Raw genomic sequence first — 17,597 nt, forward strand, 5'->3', positions numbered from 1 at the left:
TTATTTATGGCAGGCTATTGTTCGCTTTCCACCCAAGAACCATAGGACTTAAATTTTCCGAGTACGATATCCATTTGTTCTTTGTTTAGCGTTGGGATAGGTTTTCCTGTAGCGAGCAGTTTCAAATACCATTCTGCGATCACTTCCACCTCGTGGGCGATGCCGAGGGCTTTTTCGAGGGTTTTATCTGCGGTGATTAAGCCGTGGTGAGCGAGTAAAATTGCTTTGCTGTGTTTAATGCCTTCACGTACATAGTCGGCTAATTGGTGAGTGCCGAACGGGGCATAAGGTACACAAGGAATGTGATTAGTGCCGGTGCAGGCGATCATATAGTGAATGGCAGGGATAGGTTCACCTAAAATAGACACTGCGGCACAGTTTTTAGCGTGGTTGTGAACTACCGCATTTAATTCAGGGCGAGCCTCATAAACCGCTAAATGGAACTGCCACTCACTTGAAGGGAGTTTTCCCTCTTCGTGTTTGCCGTTGCCATCAACAAAGACGATAGAATCTTCGGTCATTTGTTCATAAGGTGTACCTGTTGGCGTAATGAGCATACCGTCTTTATAACGTACGCTCACATTGCCTGCTGTACCTTGATTTAACCCAATTCGGGTCATTTCAAGACAAGTATCAATGATTTGTCTCGCCAGTATTTTTCTGTCCATTGTTGAACTCCTTTTAATTTTATATTTGTAAAAAATTCTGCTTTTTTAACCGCTTGTAATTAAACCGGTGTTACGCCTTTTTTGATAATAATGTTGCCGTATTTGGCTAACTCGCCTGTAATGACAACGGCATAAGCGTTTTTGGCTCTATCATAGAAAGCGAAGCGTTCTACACGCTCTATTTTCGGGGCTGTTCCGTTTACTTTTTTAATTGCATTGAGGTAACGCTCTTCAACGCTTGGATCGAGCGTGTCGCCTTTTACTGCTTGCATCATTGCAAGTGGGGCTTCAACGTATTGGTCAAATTCAAACAGAGCAGAAATGCCTTCTAATAAGGTGGCAACACTTAAGCCATCTGCACGAATGACGTTTTGATGAATAGAGTGAGCAGGGAAGTGTGCATCAGAAAGCACTAATTCATCGCCGTGCCCCATTTCGGCTAAGACTTTTAATAAATCTGGAGAAATTGCCGGGTGAATACCTTTTAACATTTTGAACTCCTTTTTTACCCTCTCTCTGATTTGAGGTTCTGAATGAACCTCAAATCAGAGAGAGGGGAGAAACTTTATTTATAAAATTGACTATTTGACGATGGCTCAACCCGTTTCACATTTGGCTTCATTGCCTGTTGAGCCGCATTTGGATTTTCAAATACACCAGCACCTGTAAAAGTAAACATTGCCGCGCCTAATACGGTACTTTCAGGGAAATCCACTACATCAATCGGTCTATTTAAGACATCGGCTCGAATTTGATTCCATAAAGCGTTTTTAGAACCACCTCCCACACAAATCAAACTCTCAGCATTAAAATGACCGACTTCTTGTAATACATCTAACCCTTCTTTTAGACGATGAGCCATATATTCCAAGCCTGCACGGTAAATTTCGCCACGAGTGATGTGCATAGATAAGCCGATAATTGAACCTGTTTTAGCTGTTGTGCCATCAAAATTGCCGACTAATTTCACACCGTTTGAGCCAGCAGGCACTTCTGCCGCTTCTTCAATCATTGTGCGGTAGTAATGTTCAGTATTGGCTATATCAGAGAAGAAACGTTTGCCAAACCACTCCATCACACCTGAAGCTACCCACTGCACACCTGGGTTGAAATAACCAGATTGGCTATCAAACTCAATGGTTAAGCCGTTTTGAACGAATTGCCATTGTGGTTTTGCTTTTGGGGTACGAACCATTAAAATTTCCCAAGTGCCTGAACTTAACACAGGTTGGTTATAGCCAGCTCCTGAGCCAAAAATGGCAAATTGAGTATCGTGTCCGCAAGAAATTACTGGAATTTGACCGCTTAAACCTAACTCTTGGGAAATTTCTCCTTTTAATGTTCCCACAACTTCTCCTGCACTTTTCATTGGAGGAAAATGGTTTTCGGTTAAGCCTAATAAATCTAAAACTGTTTTATCCCACGAATCGTTTTCGATGTTTGTCATCATTGACGTTCCCGCCATTGTGCGGTCGGTTGTTTGCACGCCTGTAAGACGGTAAGTCAAAATAGATGAGATGAATAAGAAACTCTCAGCTTGTTGATAAATTTCTGGTTTGTTCTCTTTTAACCACAATAATTTGAATAAGGTGTTGAAACTATAATGTCCAACGCCATTACGTTGATATAACGCCTCAACATCAAGATAATTGGCAAGGTTTTCCATAATCGGTAGGGTTCTCGGGCATTTCCAAGAAATGATCGGATAAAGCTGCTTGCCGTTTTTGTCAAATAATGCACCGTCCACGCCAAAGGTGGTTACTGAAATCCCAACAATCTCTTGTCGTTGTTGTTCTGAAAGTTGAGAAAGCGTCTGTTTGGCACAGGTCATTAATTTCGACCAGATCTCTTCAATATCCCAAATATGAAATTCTGGGTTTTCCACATCTGGTTGTGTGTTATTCGGTAGATGATGGGCTGCCACAATTTCACCCGCTTGATTAATCGCAATCGTACGGAGGTTGGTGGCACCACAGTCGAAAATAAGAGAAATTGGCATTGTTATCTCCTTTACTTATCCTAATATCTCCCTTTTAGAGAGATAGATTAAATTGCGTTTAGCAATTTAATCAGAGAGAGGGATTTGTAAATTTTGAGAGAAAAGCGACCGCTTGTAGCCCTCTCCCTGCCATTCAATTCTGAACGAATTGCTTGGCTGTCCCTCTCCCACAAGGGGAGAGGGTGATTGTGTATTATTTATATAATGGTCCGAAGTTAGCACAAGCACGGTAGTCTTGACCTTCTTTGTCTTGACCGAAACCGTTCCACGCACTTGGGCGGAATACGTCTTTATCTTCCACATTGTGCATACAAACCGGAATGCGGAGCATTGAGGCGAGGGTAATTAAGTCTGCCCCAACGTGTCCGAAGGTTGCCACACAGTGGTTTGCACCCCAGTTCGCCATTACGCTATACACATCGGTAAATGCGCCTTTTCCGGTTAAGCGAGGTACGAACCAAGTGGTCGGCCAGGTTTCATTGGTGCGTTTGTTTAAAATGTCGTGTACATTTTCCGGCAAGTCGATAGACCAACCTTCGGCAATTTGTAAAACCGGCCCGATACCTTTGATCAGGTTGATACGGTGCATCGTAAACGGCATTCCACCTTTGGTTAAGAATTGGGAAGATAAACCACCACCACGGAAATATTCGTGAACTGCCGGACACCAACAGGTGTTTTCTAAACAACGTTTACCGTCTTCTTCAGTCACTTCCCAAGCCGGTTTAATAGTTGGTTTGCCTGCTCTATCGGTATGCTGACCTGTTCCGTCTAACGCCGCAGAGCCGGAGTTGATTAAGTGGATAAAACCGCTTTCCGGACGCCAGCCGGTGACACGTTCTACCTGGTCTTCGCTCCAGTATGTCCGCACATCGGCAAAGATTTGTGCCTGACCGGTTAATAAGTTACCGAACAACATATTCACGCCATTTAAGCTGTCGTTTTCAGTTGCCATAATGTATGGTGCGCGAACGCCGTTCCAGTCATAGGTCGAATTCAAGGTAGCTTCCATAAAATCGCCGTTTGGCAAATGGTCTGTCCATTGGCGTTGCCCTTGGAAACCGGCAGCAATCGCATTATGCCCTAAGGCTTCTTCACTATAGCCTAGCTCTGCTAAGCGAGGATTACCCACCATTAAATCACGGGCAATAATGGTCATTTTCACCACGTCTTCCCAGAGTTTTTCACGCTCTTCCGGGCTGCGTTGATTTTCCGGTGCGTTGACATCAATACCTTCTTTGCAATAGGTTTTCACCCAGCTCATTGCTAATTTAAATTCTTCGGCATCGTAAATATGGCGATCTAAACGGCGTTTAATTTCGGTCATATCCACATATTCGTTACGCATACCCAAATATTCTTGGAAGAATTGTTGGTTTACGATAGAACCGGCAATACCCATTGAAACAGAGCCGATAGATAAATATGATTTTCCTCGTAAGGTTGCCACTGCTAAGCCGGCACGGGCAAAGCGGAGTAATTTTTCACGCACATCGTCTGGAATAGATTGATCGTCAGCTTCTTGTACTTCTGTGCCATAAATGGAGAATGCCGGTAAACCTAATTGGCTATGACCTGCTAAAGCAGCAGCTAAATAAACTGCACCTGGGCGTTCTGTTCCGTTAAAGCCCCAAATGGCTTTCGGCATATGTGGGTCCATATCAATGGTTTCAGAACCGTAGCACCAGCAAGGGGTTACGGTAATCACCGCTCCGACATTTTCACGTTTGAATTTTTCTGCACAAGCCGCAGCTTCGGCAACACCACCGATGGTGGAATCAGCAATCACACATTCAACGAAATCACCATTTGGGTGGCGGACTTCAGATTGAATTAATTGTGCAACGGCTTTTGCCATATTCATTGTTTGATCTTCAAGTGATTCACGCACTCCTAAACGGCGACCGTCAATGGTTGGGCGGATACCAATTTTTACAGGGGTAGATTTCAACGTTGTCATAAATAGTTCTCCCGATTGGTTAAAAAAATTTGCGATTGAATTTATTATGCATACGCAATATGAGTTATGAAGAAAAATGCGAATTTAGTTTAAATTTTGTGAGTGCGATCACAAAAAATGGGGGATTTTGGTAAAAATGAGTGAAAAAAGAATGCCCGATTTGTTTTATTTCTGAATAAAATCGGGCAGAAATCACTAAATAATGATTTCAATTTGATGTGCTAAGCAATAATTTTTGAGAAAGTCCGGTGGGGGTTGGTTGATAAATAATTTATCAATGCAAGATAAATCTTCGATACGAAACAAGTCTTTACGCTCAAATTTACTGTGATCGGCTAATAAAAAAACCTGTTTACTGTTCGCAATTAATTTACGTTTAAGGGAAATATTAATTTCATTTGATTCCCAAATCGCCCCATCGGCAATGCCTGTACAAGAAAGAATGGCAAGATCAATTTTTAAACGGGTCAGTAACTGCTCGGATAATGGACCATAGAAGGCATCGTATTTTTCGGAATAAATACCACCGGTGGCAATCGTTTTAATGTGCGGTTTGTGTGAAAGGCTGTAGATAATCCGCATTGAACTGCTGACAACGGTGCAAGGAATATTTGGAATACGCTGTGCCACATTCCAAGAGGTTGAGCTGGCATCTAAAGCAATCACCGATTCTGGTTGTAAATATTCCAACACATTTTCTGCGATACTGCGTTTCGCCTCACTGTTCAGCCGTTGTCGGGTGGTAAATGAGCGACCAATATCTCGCTTTTTATGGCTCACAGCTCCACCGTGAGTGCGATGTAATAATCCATCTTTATCTAGCTTATTTAAATCTCGGCGGATAGTTTCAATCGAAACCCCACAATGTTCCGCCAATTCTTGAACGTTAGCTTCATCAAATTGGGCGAGATAAGCGATGATTTTATCTTGTCGTTGCTGCATAAATAGTCCTTAGTAAATTTAGACATAAATTTAACTGCTTGTAGGTCGGTCTGTCGAGTGGATAAATCGGATTTTTAGAGCGTGATCACATTTGTTTTACAAGCGGTCATATTTAGAGAGTTTTTTACAAAATCTACCTTATTTTGTGAAATTTAATTTCAGACTAATTGACAACCAATTTTAACTCTGTAAAATTCGCCTTGTTTTGATGTTGAGAATTGTTTTTAATATCAAAATTTTGGTAATCCTCTTAAATAATTTACCTAAGGAAATAAACAGATGAAAAACTTCAAATTACTTCCGGTTTCTGCTGCGGTATTAAGCGTGCTTGCAGCGAACGCATTTGCTGAAACAGTAGCAACGGATGCAGCGGTTTTAGATACGGTTACAGTAACTGACAACCAAGGTTTAAAAGTACAAACCAATGTAGTTACAACTCAGAAAAAAGAAGAAAGTACTCAAACAGACTTACGTGGTTTATTAAAAGATGAGCCGGCAATTAGCTTAGGTGGTGGTAACGGTACATCACAATATCTCTATATTCGTGGTATGGGTCAAAACTCAATTGATGTAAAAGTAGATAACACTTACTCAGATAGCCAAATTTTGTATCACCAAGGTCGCCATATGTTAGATCCTGCACTTGTAGGTACGGTTACAGTACAAAAAGGTGCGGGTAGTGCTTCAGCCGGTATTGGTCAAACTAATGGTGCAGTAATTGCTAAAACCGTTGATGCATTAGATTTATTAAAAAACAGCGATAAAAACTTCGGTGCAAAATTAGGTACTGGCTTCAGCACAAACCACGCTCACAATTTCAATGCAACCTTATATGGTAAAGGCGAAATCTTTGATGCTTTAGTCTCAGGTAATCTTGTGAGAGATCGCGACTATAAAGGCGGTAAAGATTACGTAAACCAATTCGGCACAAACCGTGTACCATACAGTGCGTTAGATAAAAGTAGCTTCTTAGCGAAATTAGGTGCAACTCTTGGTGATCATCGCTTTGTATTAAGTCATTCTAATGAGCGAAATGAAGGGGAGCGTTTGGTTCGTGAAGAGTTTGATGCAGCACCTGTAGGTACTAAAGGTAGCCGTGTAACTTTAGATCGTCAAGCACCGGCAAATCGTAGAATGACAGTACAAAGAACTAACTTAGAGTGGACTGGTAAAAACTTAGGTTTTGCTCAAGAAGCAACAGCTAACGTGTATCAGTTAGTACAAGGTCGTTGGTCTGAGAATGAAACACGTAATGGTTATGCTGGTGGTGTAGATTATGCAACCAAAACTAAAATAGTAACCCACGGTGCAAACGTAAACTTTGATTCTGCCCTTCACGAAAATGTATTATTAAAATACGGTGTGAACTATCGCCACCAAGAGACTAAACCATATGCTAAATTTAGTCATCAATTAGTGAACCAAGAGAAAACCGACACCGGTGTATATCTTGAAGCGATTACTGCTCCGGTTGATAAAGTGACTTTAACCACTGGTGTACGTTACGACCACTTCAAATTCAAAGCAATGGACGGTAAAAAACGTAGTGAGGGTGCATTTAACCCAAGTGTAGGCATTATTTATGAGCCAATTCAGCATTTAAGTTTTAGTGCAAGCCATAACTACGCAACTCGTAGCCCTCGTATGCACGATGCGTTACTATCTCACGGACGTCGTGGTGTTGTATCAATTGCTAACAATACTAAAGCAGAACAAGCTCGTAGTACGGAGATTGGTTTTAACTATAATGACGGCACCTTCAGCTTTGACGGTAGCTATTTCTGGCAAAACATCAAAGATGCTTTAGGTACATCAACCGGTCGTAACAACCATCTATGTCCTGAACTGACACCTAATACTAATAATAAAGAGTGCTACTCAGAAATTATCAATGCAGGTACTATTAAAAACCGTGGTTACGAGTTAAACGCAGGCTACCACAACAACGGTTTTACTGCTCGTGTTGGTGTTGCACATAGCAAGCCTCGTTTCCAAGGTGATAGATTAAGTACTAACCCTGAGTATGCATCTGCAATCGGTCGTACTTGGACAGCATCTTTAAGCTATCGCTTTGACCAACCAAACTTAGAAGTTGGAGTACATCACCGCATTATTGAAAAAGTTAAAGCTGAAGATAACTACTTTGTTATGAATAATAATGGTATTCCTCAATTTGGACGTGGTGGTCCAACAGGTAAAGACGGTTATAACGTAACTGATATTACCTTAAACTGGAAACCGTTGAATGATGATAGCGTGAATGTAAACTTTGCTGTAGATAACGTAGCAAATAAAAAATACAACGCACACGGTCAGCGTGGTCAATTATCAGCTCGTGGACGTGAATTCCGTGCAGGTGTGAACTACACATTCTAATCTAATCCCATTTAGTCAAAACGCCCGAATTATCGGGCGTTTTTTATGGCTTACAAGCGGTTATATTTCAGTGATTTTTGCAAATAAAAAACCGACTATTTTAGTCGTTTGTTATTTAAATGCGTGGATAAAGTCTGCTACTATGAATAATGGTAATAATCCACACTTCATTTTCTAATTCGGTATAAACAATACTATAACGCCTAGTGAATGCTTCTCTTGTGCCATCTTCTCTTAAACGTCCAGCCGCAGAGGGCATATAAGCGATAGTCTCAAATTTTTGGTAAATATCTTCTTGTAAGCGAATTCCACTACTTTCAAAACCAGTATATTCAATTACGCTCGCTAAAATTTCTTCAATATCATTTTGAGCTCTACTGCTAATTCGTAATGTTTTAGCCATAAATGATATTCTCTTGTTCAAAGTTTGCGAGTTCTCTTGCTTTACGTTCAATCAGTTGTTTGGTTCGTGCTTTTGATTCATCGAGTGAAAGACCATTACCTGATTGCATATCTTCTAAGCCAAGGCGAATTTTTTCTGCTAGGAATTCATCATAGCCTTTCTCTTTAAACATAATCTGCTCCTATTAAGATATAATTAAAAGCATTGTCTGCTTTTAATTTTGAGTTGTCAAATTAACTTATTTTTAAATTATCTTTTAAAACAGATTGATAGAGGGGACCTTCTTTGAAAGGTATTCATTAGTATTGAACAAATTTATTTGATACTAATGAATAAATGTATCTAACAGCAAACGTCTGACAAATATAGCAATCGTTTGCGCAATCGTTTATAATCGGTTTAGTTTTTCATCTTAAATAGGAAAATCCAAAGAATGACAATCCAAACCTTCCGTGGCTCGCCTGCCTTATCTGCTTTTCGCATTCAACAACTTCTGCAAAAATTCCAACAAAATCAATTACCTGTAAAATCAGTTTATGCGGAGTTTTTGCATTTTGTGGCATTAAATCGACCGCTTGTAGCCGATGAAGAAAACAAAATCAAAGAGTTATTGCACTACGGTCCAACGCTGGAAGAAGACGAGCCGACAGGGTTTTGCCTGATTGTTACCCCTCGTATCGGCACGATTTCCTCGTGGTCGTCTAAGGCAACCGACATCGCCCATAACTGCGGTTTGGCAGCAGTAGAGCGAATTGAGCGTGGCACGGCATATTATTTAGAATTTTCTGAAACGCCGAACGAAAGTCAACTTACGACGTTGAAAGGCTTATTACACGACCGTATGATGGAAACGGTGCTGGATAACGAAAGCCAAGCCGAACAGCTTTTCGCTCAGCAAGAGCCGAAGCCGTTTACTTCGGTGGATATTTTAGGCGGTGGTCGTGAGGCTCTTGAAGAGGCGAACGTGAATTTAGGTTTGGCATTGGCGGAAGATGAAATTGATTATTTGGTAGAAAATTTCACCGCACTTGGACGCAACCCGAACGATATTGAACTGTATATGTTCGCCCAAGCCAACTCCGAGCACTGTCGCCACAAAATTTTTAACGCAGACTGGACGATTGACGGCGTGAAACAGGAAAAATCCCTGTTCAAAATGATCAAAAACACCTTCGAGAAAACCCCAGACTATGTGCTTTCCGCTTATAAAGACAATGCCGCCGTGATGGAAGGTTCAACGGTCGGCCGTTTCTTTCCAGATCAAGACGGGCAATATCGTTACCATCAAGAAGATGCGCATATTTTAATGAAAGTGGAAACCCATAATCATCCGACTGCTATCTCGCCATTCCCTGGTGCAGCGACAGGTTCGGGCGGTGAAATTCGTGATGAAGGGGCAACTGGGCGTGGAGCGAAGCCGAAAGCAGGTTTGACAGGCTTCTCGGTCTCAAATTTGGTTATTCCAAACTTTGAACAGCCGTGGGAAAACCCGCTCTCTAAACCGAGCCGTATTGCTTCTGCGTTAGATATTATGATCGAAGGCCCACTTGGCGGTGCTGCATTTAATAATGAGTTCGGTCGCCCAGCATTGCTTGGCTACTTCCGCACTTACGAAGAAAAAGTAAATAGTTTTGCAGGTGAGGAAGTGCGGGGTTACCATAAACCAATTATGCTTGCTGGCGGTATTGGCAACATTCGTGCTGAACACGTGCAAAAAGGCGAAATCCCAGTGGGAGCAAAATTAATTGTGCTTGGCGGCCCTGCGATGAATATTGGCTTGGGTGGCGGTGCGGCTTCGTCTATGGCTTCGGGCAAATCGAAAGAGAATTTGGATTTTGCCTCGGTTCAGCGTGAAAACCCAGAAATGGAACGTCGCTGCCAAGAAGTGATCGACCGTTGCTGGCAGATGGGGGCGGAGAACCCAATTTTATTTATTCACGACGTGGGGGCTGGCGGTTTATCAAATGCGATGCCTGAATTGGTTCACGACGGCGAACGTGGCGGTAAGTTTGATTTGCGTAACATCTTGTGCGATGAAAAAGGAATGTCGCCACTTGAAATTTGGTGTAACGAATCGCAAGAGCGTTATGTGCTTGCCGTTTCCCCTGAAAAACTCGACATTTTCACAGCATTGTGCGAAAGGGAAAGAGCCCCATTTGCGGTGATTGGCGAGGCAACGAAAGAGAAGCATTTAACCCTTGCTGACACACATTTCAACAATAAGCCGATCGATTTGCCGATGAATGTACTGCTTGGTAAAACCCCGAAAATGCAACGAGATGCTTCGTCAAAAACCGTAAAAAATCCACCGCTTGTCACCGCTGATATTGATCCCAAAGAGGCATTTCATCGTGTATTACGTTTGCCTGCGGTGGCGGAAAAAACCTTCCTGATTACTATCGGAGACCGTTCGGTAACCGGTATGGTTGCACAAGATCAGATGGTCGGTCCGTGGCAAATTCCAGTGGCGGATTGTGCTGTCACCACCGCAAGTTTAGACAGCTATCACGGTGAAGCAATGTCAATTGGCGAGCGATCACCTGTTGCTTTGCTTGACTTTGCTGCCTCAGCTCGCCTCGCCGTGGCAGAAAGCATTACTAACATTGCTGCAACCAACATTGGTGATATTAAACGGATTAAACTTTCAGCAAACTGGATGTCAGCAGCAGGTCACGAGGGGGAAGATGCAGGGCTTTATGAAGCCGTAAAAGCCGTGGGCGAAGAGCTTTGCCCTGCACTTGGCATTACAATCCCAGTGGGTAAAGACTCAATGTCGATGCGAACCACTTGGGAAGAGAACGGCGAACAAAAATCGGTAACTGCTCCTCTTTCTCTCGTGATTTCCGCATTCGCCCGTGTGGAAGATGTGCGTAAAACCGTTACCCCACAACTTCGTACCGACAAAGGCGACACTCGCTTGCTGTTAATCGACTTAGGCGAAGGTAACAACCGCTTAGGTGCGACCGCTCTGGCTCAAGTGTATAAACAGATCGGCGACAAACCAGCTGATGTGGTCAATGTTGAACGCTTAAAAGGCTTCTTCAATGCAATACAAATTCTTGTCGCACAAGAAAAACTACTCGCCTACCACGATAAATCAGATGGCGGTTTAATTACCACTCTTGCGGAAATGGCCTTTGCCGGAAATTGCAAAATTCGTGCTGAAATCGACCGCTTGGGAACAGACGACTTAGGCGTGCTGTTCAACGAAGAACTTGGGGCAGTTATTCAAGTTAAAACCTCTGATTTAGAGAGCGTACAAGCGGTATTAAAAGCGGAAAATCTTGCAAATCTTACCTACGATATCGGTTCAGTCGCACAGGGTGATGGCTTTGAAATTACCCGAAATGGCGAAATGGTATTCAGCCAAAAACGCTCCGAACTGCGAGGCATTTGGGCGGAATTGACCCACCAAATGCAGCGTTTGCGTGATAATCCTGAATGTGCAGACCAAGAGTTTGAAGCGAAAAAAGACCCGAATAACAAAGGCTTATCGGCGTTTTTAACCTATGATGTGAATGAAGACATTGCCCTGCCTTTCATCAACAAAGGCACGAAACCAACCATCGCTATCTTGCGTGAGCAAGGCGTAAACAGCCACTACGAAATGGCGGCAGCGTTCGACCGTGCTGGTTTTAATGCAATTGACTTGCATATGTCCGACTTGATCTCTGGTAGACGTAACCTAAACGACTTCAACGCAATGGTGGCGTGCGGTGGTTTTTCTTACGGCGACGTACTGGGTGCGGGCGGCGGCTGGGCGAAATCAATCCTATTCAACCCAATGTTGCGTGATCAATTCAGCCAATTCTTCGTTAACCCGAACACGCTGGCATTAGGGGTATGTAATGGTTGCCAAATGGTCTCCAATCTAGCGGAAATTATTCCAGGCACAGAAAACTGGCCACGCTTCGTGCGTAATAAATCCGAACGTTTTGAAGCTCGTGCCGCAATGGTGAAAATCAACGACACCAACTCGCTCTGGTTCAATGGAATAGCTGGCAGCCATATGCCGATTGCAGTCAGCCACGGTGAAGGACAGGTGGAATTCAAGCGGTCGGAACAGCTCGAAAACTTGCAAAAACAGAACTTGGTCATTGCCCAATATGTCGATAGCCATCTCAACCCAACCGAACAATACCCAGCCAACCCGAACGGATCGGCGTTGGGTATCACCGCTATCGGTAATACAGACGGACGAGTCGCTATTATGATGCCACACCCTGAACGTGTGTTCCGTGCGGTCAGTAACTCTTGGTGCCCAGAAGATTGGACGGAAGATGGAGCGTGGATGCGGTTGTTTAGAAATGCGAGAGTGGCGTTGAAGTATTAAAAATCTACCTTCGTAGTGATCTGCCCCCATAGGGGGCGATTAAAATTCGAATTCATAGAACCCGAATTTTTATATATCTGATAAACGAAGTTGTTTATCCTCTAATTCGTGCTTTTCCTGATATTTCAAGTACTTTCTTATCATTTCTGCATTGACATCTACGGTGTCTACGCAGTAGCCTCTTGCCACAAAAGTGGGTTGCCCCACAATTTATGCTTACGTAAATAGGGAAACTTATTGAAAAATCTTATTGGACCCTGTTCACCCTTTTAAATGCCCCATTACGTCTTATACAGAAAATGAACGTGATTTATTTGAACGGTCAATTCTACCTTAATAGAAAGTGGTTTTTAGTTAGCAATCAAAATCACATTAACGGAATTGAGAATTTGGAGAGTCAGGCAAAATGCTATTTGCGTAAATTTAACGGCGTTCCTAAAGTACATGAATTCTATTTGAAAGAATGCAGATGGCGTTTTAATCTCAGTAACTTAAAATATCAAGTTTTCTTTTTAAAACAATTGGTTAAATTGAGTTTCTAGGATAGCCCCTTATTTTTATAATCCTCTATTTAAGTGCATATTTCTATTTATGCTAATCGTCTAACGTATCCTTTTATTATAATATTGAACATGATTACTATTTTCGTCTTGTGCTATACTAGACTCGCGCAATAAAGGCACACTTCTTTCTTCAGTGTCTTTAGCGTTGCGATTTAAATTTAATTACATTTTTTATAGGAAAGACAATAGAAATGAAGATCAAAAAATATGTATTTCACCTGACTTGTACAACACTTATCTGCCCCTTACCTAGGGTATTCGCAGAGGAAGGTTATATGTTAGATACGGTTGAGGTTAAAGCCCAAGCAATAAAAAAAACAGATGAAGTTTTCATTAAAACAGGGGCAATAAGCACCCGAGATAAAATCTTGGAATCAAACCAAAGCTTAGAGACTATTGTTCGTTCTATGCCTGGCGCATTTACACAAATGGATAAATCTCAAGGTGTGGTTTCTGTTAATATTCGAGGAGGTTCTGGATTTGGGCGAGCTAATAATGCAATAGGCCCAAATTATATGGGAATGCTCGCTGGCAAATACCAATTCAATGACTCTACTTGGATAGGAGCATTATTTGGGCATAGTTGGCGCAAAATCTCTCAAAATTATAAAATAGGAGGCGGACGAAAAGTTACGGATAGCTCGATTGACCTTAGTAAAATTGATGATCTAGATAAAGAAAGTTCTACCACCTCACCGTTCAATGCAGCTCATTTAAAACAAAAACCAATGAGTCGTATGGCTAAATTGGAATATGGCGATAAATACCAAACCATCACACTATTACCAAAGTCAGGTAGCGGGTAGACATTTAAAAAACCAAAACAACCAGTTAAATTATCGTTTTCACTTGCCCGAGTCACCTTGGTTAGATGTTCAAGTGGCCTATGCGGAAAATCAAGGCAAACAAAACTACAACAAAGGGAGCTGAATTAATAATAAATATTTAATTCAAGGTTTGGCAATTAACAACAAAGCGACAACCTTAAATTTGAGTAACACCTTTAAAGTGTCTCCGTTTAAAGATGGAGAATGGGAAGCAATATTAGGTTTTAATCGTTTAAAGAACCGCTATAGTAAAAATAGACATCCTGCGGAATTAAACTATAACTTAGAGAATGGCGAAACCAGCGAAAACAACGATTCTGTAGGAATGACAGCCGTTCGTAAATCGCTTTATACTTCAACTTTCCAGCCTGATGGCGAACAGAAGTTCGATACTTTTTATCTCGACAATCACTTTAACTATGGTATATGGGGATTGGATATAAACGCAAATATTAATACCGCTCGGTTTATTGGTCAGCGTTTTAAATATTTTCCTTTTGCGATTAGAGAATTGGAGTCAGATATTAGACAGGCAAGTAGAAATAGGCAGTTTGAGCATTTAAGGTCATTACAATCTCAATTAGACAACTTGCAAAAAAACATTGTACATATATTCCAGATGAGGATTTTCCTAATGATCCTGAATTGGGAGAGTTTAACTGTCCTGATGTCAATTTTCCTCATACAGCAACAGGAAAACATAAACGAATTAATTATTCAGCAACCTTGTCTGCTTATATTCACGATTTATTCACGCCCTTTATTAGTTATTCTCAAACACATCGAGCCCCTAATATTAAAGAAATATTCTTCTCTAATTTAGGTGACTATGGTGTAAATACCGCACTACAACCAGAGCAAGCGAAAACAACACAGTTTGGTATTAATGGATTCAAAGAACGGGTATTTAGTGAAGAAGATAAATTAGGATTTAAAGTGCTATTTTATAACACTCACTTAAAAAACTATATTTATAATGTACAACATACCGCTGTTGGTAGTGCTCCTAGTTTATTCATTTTCCACAAAAACTATGAAAAACCAGTAAATATCAAAGGGATAGAATTAGAATTTAGTTATGATATAGGCTCTTTCTATGGCAACTTAGCTTATGCTCGTCAAAATACGAATCAACCCGTATCCTTTACAGATGCAAGTTCAAGGGTAGATGCCGCTTCTCATTATGGTTTTAAAACTCAAGGTTTTGGTGCCAGCAAAATTTCAGCGTTACCAAGAGACTATGGCTCATTGGAGTTAGGGACAAGATGGTTTGATCAAAGACTACAAATTGGCGGAGTGGCAAAATATTACGGAAAAAGTAAACGTATTGCGATAGATGAGTTTAACTATACTTATTATCCTGGAACACATATTGTGAAAGAAACTCATCGGCTTGAAGAAACTGTAAATAAACAACCTATTATTGTTGATTTTTACGTGAGCTACGAACCAATCAAGTCGCTTATATTAAAGTTAGAACTATAAAATGTCTTTGACAAAAAGTACATTGATCCTCTTGATGCTAATAATGATGCAGCAAGTCAGAGGGTTTACAATTCTGATATCAGTGATGAACCTATTTATACGCTCAATAATTATGCAAGAGGGAGAACTATAGTGTTTAGCACAAGTTATAAATTCTAAATGGGGTTGTCCTAGATAAGCTAGCTTAAATTTCCTTTAACTAATTATTTGGTATAGTGACTAAAATTGAGTCTGCACAGTAGGTTAAAACCTTATAATATAAGGATTTAACCCAGATGGTGCAAGCGTTCACGCTTGTGCCAGTTAATTCCTGTTCTGAAAGTATTTCAGTCATAAGATAAAAGCCTAAATTAGCCAAGTAAAATTTGGTTTATTTGGGCTTTTGTTTTTGGCACAAGCGTGGACGCTTGCGTCATCATTTTATTTATCCATCCATTGCTATCATTTCAGTATTTCTTTGGCTTATCACAAGCGGTTAAATTTTATCAACACTTTGCAAGTTTTAATGATTTTTGCGATCTAGATCGAAAAAGTTATATTGGCTTGTGGAATTTAATTTTGAATAGGGTATTTTTCTTATTCCTTTTTAAGTTGAGAAAGGCTATGAGCCGAAAATATAAATTCCACGAAAAGAGCGGTGCTTATTTTGTCAGTTTTGCAACTGTTTATTGGGTTGGTGTGTTTGTGAGAGAGATTTATTTTCAGGTAATTGTTGATGCCTTAGATTACTGCAGAAAACATAAGGGAATGATTTTGTATGCCTATTGTATTATGCCAACTCATATCCATTTATTATTTCAAGCAGAAAATCAAAATCCTTCTGATTTAATACGAGATTTCAAAACATTCACCGCTAAAATACTTATTCAGAGAATTAAAGATAATTTGCAAGAAAACCGTCGGGAATGGTTGCTGTGGATGTTTTCTCGGGCGGCTGAACGACGTTGTAATGTAAAACAATATCAATTCTGGCAACATCATAACCAACCTATTGAAATCTATTCGCAGAAATTCTTTGATGAAAAGTTAAATTATATTCATCAAAATCCAGTGGTAAGTGGTTTTGTGTCTGAGCCTTGGGAATGGAAATATAATTGAAATAAACTGCTTGTATTTTTGCGATCTCTGTCGAAAAATTGTGAATTTTTACTTGTCTGTCGGAGAATTTTGCGTAAATTCTGCTTATTATGTTTTAGTTAAAGGTATTCTATGAGTAGATAACCCAAATGAAAATAGCGATATAACCTATTTCTACCCAGTAATTAATTCCCGCTTTTATGTATCAGATCAAATAATTTACACTGATTTATCGGTATTATCTGTCTTTAGTTTTTTTAATTAAGGAGCCTTATATGAAATTCAAAAAATTAGCATTAGCAGCAATGTTAGGTGGCTTATTTGTAACAGCTAATGCGGCAGAATTACCTAATATCACTATTTTAGCGACAGGCGGAACGATTGCTGGTAGTCAGCAGAATGCAAATAGTAGTGCTTATCAAGCAGGGCAATTGAATATCGAAACCTTAATTGAAGCAGTGCCAGAAATGAAAACATTGGCGAATATCAAAGGTGAGCAGATTGTGAAAATTGGCCCACTAAAGCCTTGTTAGATGTAGGCTATCAAGGTATTGTCGTAGCAGGTGTTGGTAACGGCAATATGAATGCGGAAAATCTTGCATTATTTAGAGGAAGCCAACAATATTTTTAAGATTTTTAATAAACGTTAAAGCATATAAAAAATGGCATAAGTGAGTCACTTATGCCATTATTTTTGGGGCTGTCCTAGATAACTAACCTAACCCCCCTTTAACCAATTGTTTTAAAAGGAATATTTGAGATTTTAAGTCACTGTGATTAAAACGCCATTCGCATTCTTTCAAATATAGCTCAAAATGGGCTTTCGGAATACCATTAAACTTGCGTAAATGACGTTTTGCTTGACTCCAAAAATTCTCAATTCCGTTAATGTGATTTTGATTTTCAGCGAAGTGTGTGCTGTGATTAATGCGAAAATGGTTAAATTCACTCACATCAAGCACAT

Annotated in this window: 13 protein-coding genes and 2 pseudogenes; 7 read left to right on the forward strand and 8 right to left on the reverse strand. The window is 40.6% G+C overall.

Translation table 11 applies throughout. The features are described from left to right. Positions 1-14 precede the first annotated feature (14 nt). From EDC41_RS04610 to EDC41_RS04630, 5 genes are all read right to left on the reverse strand, one after another. Positions 15-668, reverse strand: coding sequence for an L-fuculose-phosphate aldolase (locus EDC41_RS04610; RefSeq protein WP_006249406.1), 654 nt, complete (start codon positions 666-668; stop codon positions 15-17). Between the two features lie 59 nt (positions 669-727). Then, the gene (gene fucU / locus EDC41_RS04615; protein ID WP_006249407.1) at positions 728-1,159 is read right to left on the reverse strand and encodes an L-fucose mutarotase; all 432 of its coding nucleotides are present in this window, start codon (positions 1,157-1,159) and stop codon (positions 728-730) included. A gap of 74 nt (positions 1,160-1,233) precedes the next feature. Next, on the reverse strand, positions 1,234-2,667 hold the full coding sequence (gene fucK / locus EDC41_RS04620; protein WP_006250520.1) for an L-fuculokinase: 1,434 nt from the start codon (positions 2,665-2,667) through the stop codon (positions 1,234-1,236). A gap of 193 nt (positions 2,668-2,860) precedes the next feature. Continuing rightward, positions 2,861-4,627, reverse strand: a complete 1,767-nt coding sequence (gene fucI, locus EDC41_RS04625; RefSeq protein ID WP_006250521.1) for an L-fucose isomerase — start codon at positions 4,625-4,627, stop codon at positions 2,861-2,863. 195 nt (positions 4,628-4,822) lie between these two features. Then, on the reverse strand, positions 4,823-5,569 hold the full coding sequence (locus EDC41_RS04630) for a DeoR/GlpR family DNA-binding transcription regulator (RefSeq protein ID WP_006250522.1): 747 nt from the start codon (positions 5,567-5,569) through the stop codon (positions 4,823-4,825). Between the two features lie 279 nt (positions 5,570-5,848). Here EDC41_RS04630 and EDC41_RS04635 point away from each other — a divergent pair, with 279 nt between their 5' ends. Continuing rightward, complete coding sequence (locus EDC41_RS04635) at positions 5,849-7,945, forward strand: TonB-dependent receptor domain-containing protein (RefSeq protein WP_006250523.1); 2,097 nt, start codon at positions 5,849-5,851, stop codon at positions 7,943-7,945. 115 nt (positions 7,946-8,060) lie between these two features. Here EDC41_RS04635 and EDC41_RS04640 read toward each other — a convergent pair whose 3' ends face one another. Beyond that, positions 8,061-8,348 carry a type II toxin-antitoxin system RelE/ParE family toxin gene (locus EDC41_RS04640; RefSeq protein ID WP_006250524.1) on the reverse strand — a complete coding sequence of 96 codons (288 nt, stop codon included), beginning with the start codon at positions 8,346-8,348 and terminating at the stop codon, positions 8,061-8,063. Beyond that, positions 8,341-8,520 (reverse strand): hypothetical protein, encoded by a 180-nt coding sequence (locus EDC41_RS04645; protein WP_006249766.1) that lies wholly within the window; start codon positions 8,518-8,520, stop codon positions 8,341-8,343. The genes EDC41_RS04640 and EDC41_RS04645 overlap by 8 nt, the downstream gene beginning before the upstream one ends. A 261-nt stretch (positions 8,521-8,781) precedes the next feature. On the opposite strand from EDC41_RS04645, the gene purL reads away from it, so the two are divergent. The 6 genes and pseudogenes from purL to EDC41_RS04680 form a co-directional block, all read left to right on the forward strand. After that, positions 8,782-12,681 (forward strand): phosphoribosylformylglycinamidine synthase, encoded by a 3,900-nt coding sequence (purL, locus tag EDC41_RS04650; RefSeq protein ID WP_006250525.1) that lies wholly within the window; start codon positions 8,782-8,784, stop codon positions 12,679-12,681. A 359-nt stretch (positions 12,682-13,040) separates the two neighbouring features. Continuing rightward, positions 13,041-13,223: pseudogene (locus EDC41_RS04655) on the forward strand (IS1595 family transposase); the annotation flags it as partial. Positions 13,224-13,519: 296 nt separating this feature from the next. Continuing rightward, entirely contained in the window at positions 13,520-14,050 is a 531-nt protein-coding gene (locus EDC41_RS04660) for a TonB-denpendent receptor (RefSeq protein WP_020830998.1), read from the forward strand. 666 nt (positions 14,051-14,716) lie between these two features. Continuing rightward, entirely contained in the window at positions 14,717-15,556 is an 840-nt protein-coding gene (locus EDC41_RS04670) for a TonB-dependent receptor domain-containing protein (RefSeq protein WP_015586977.1), read from the forward strand. Between the two features lie 603 nt (positions 15,557-16,159). Further along, the gene (locus EDC41_RS04675; RefSeq protein ID WP_006249761.1) at positions 16,160-16,654 is read left to right on the forward strand and encodes an REP-associated tyrosine transposase; all 495 of its coding nucleotides are present in this window, start codon (positions 16,160-16,162) and stop codon (positions 16,652-16,654) included. Between the two features lie 254 nt (positions 16,655-16,908). Next, positions 16,909-17,148, forward strand: a pseudogene (locus EDC41_RS04680) (asparaginase domain-containing protein); the annotation flags it as partial. A 198-nt stretch (positions 17,149-17,346) separates the two neighbouring features. Here the strand turns inward: EDC41_RS04680 and EDC41_RS04690 are convergent. Continuing rightward, on the reverse strand, positions 17,347-17,597 hold a 251-nt coding region (locus EDC41_RS04690; RefSeq protein ID WP_132303657.1), incomplete at its 5' end, for a transposase.

Origin of the sequence: Mannheimia haemolytica (genome assembly GCF_004342115.1) — a bacterium.
GTDB classification, from domain to species: domain Bacteria; phylum Pseudomonadota; class Gammaproteobacteria; order Enterobacterales; family Pasteurellaceae; genus Mannheimia; species Mannheimia haemolytica.

Excerpts from the sequence above, each read along its gene's own strand:
- EDC41_RS04610 (WP_006249406.1), bottom strand. The coding sequence starts at position 668 with ATGGACAGAAAAATACTGGCGAGACAAATCATTGATACTTGTCTTGAA.
- fucU (WP_006249407.1), bottom strand. The coding sequence starts at position 1,159 with ATGTTAAAAGGTATTCACCCGGCAATTTCTCCAGATTTATTAAAAGTC.
- purL (WP_006250525.1), top strand. The coding sequence starts at position 8,782 with ATGACAATCCAAACCTTCCGTGGCTCGCCTGCCTTATCTGCTTTTCGC.
- fucK (WP_006250520.1), bottom strand. The coding sequence starts at position 2,667 with ATGCCAATTTCTCTTATTTTCGACTGTGGTGCCACCAACCTCCGTACG.
- EDC41_RS04630 (WP_006250522.1), bottom strand. The coding sequence starts at position 5,569 with ATGCAGCAACGACAAGATAAAATCATCGCTTATCTCGCCCAATTTGAT.
- EDC41_RS04675 (WP_006249761.1), top strand. The coding sequence starts at position 16,160 with ATGAGCCGAAAATATAAATTCCACGAAAAGAGCGGTGCTTATTTTGTC.
- EDC41_RS04640 (WP_006250524.1), bottom strand. The coding sequence starts at position 8,348 with ATGGCTAAAACATTACGAATTAGCAGTAGAGCTCAAAATGATATTGAA.
- EDC41_RS04645 (WP_006249766.1), bottom strand. The coding sequence starts at position 8,520 with ATGTTTAAAGAGAAAGGCTATGATGAATTCCTAGCAGAAAAAATTCGC.
- EDC41_RS04635 (WP_006250523.1), top strand. The coding sequence starts at position 5,849 with ATGAAAAACTTCAAATTACTTCCGGTTTCTGCTGCGGTATTAAGCGTG.
- fucI (WP_006250521.1), bottom strand. The coding sequence starts at position 4,627 with ATGACAACGTTGAAATCTACCCCTGTAAAAATTGGTATCCGCCCAACC.
- EDC41_RS04660 (WP_020830998.1), top strand. The coding sequence starts at position 13,520 with ATGTTAGATACGGTTGAGGTTAAAGCCCAAGCAATAAAAAAAACAGAT.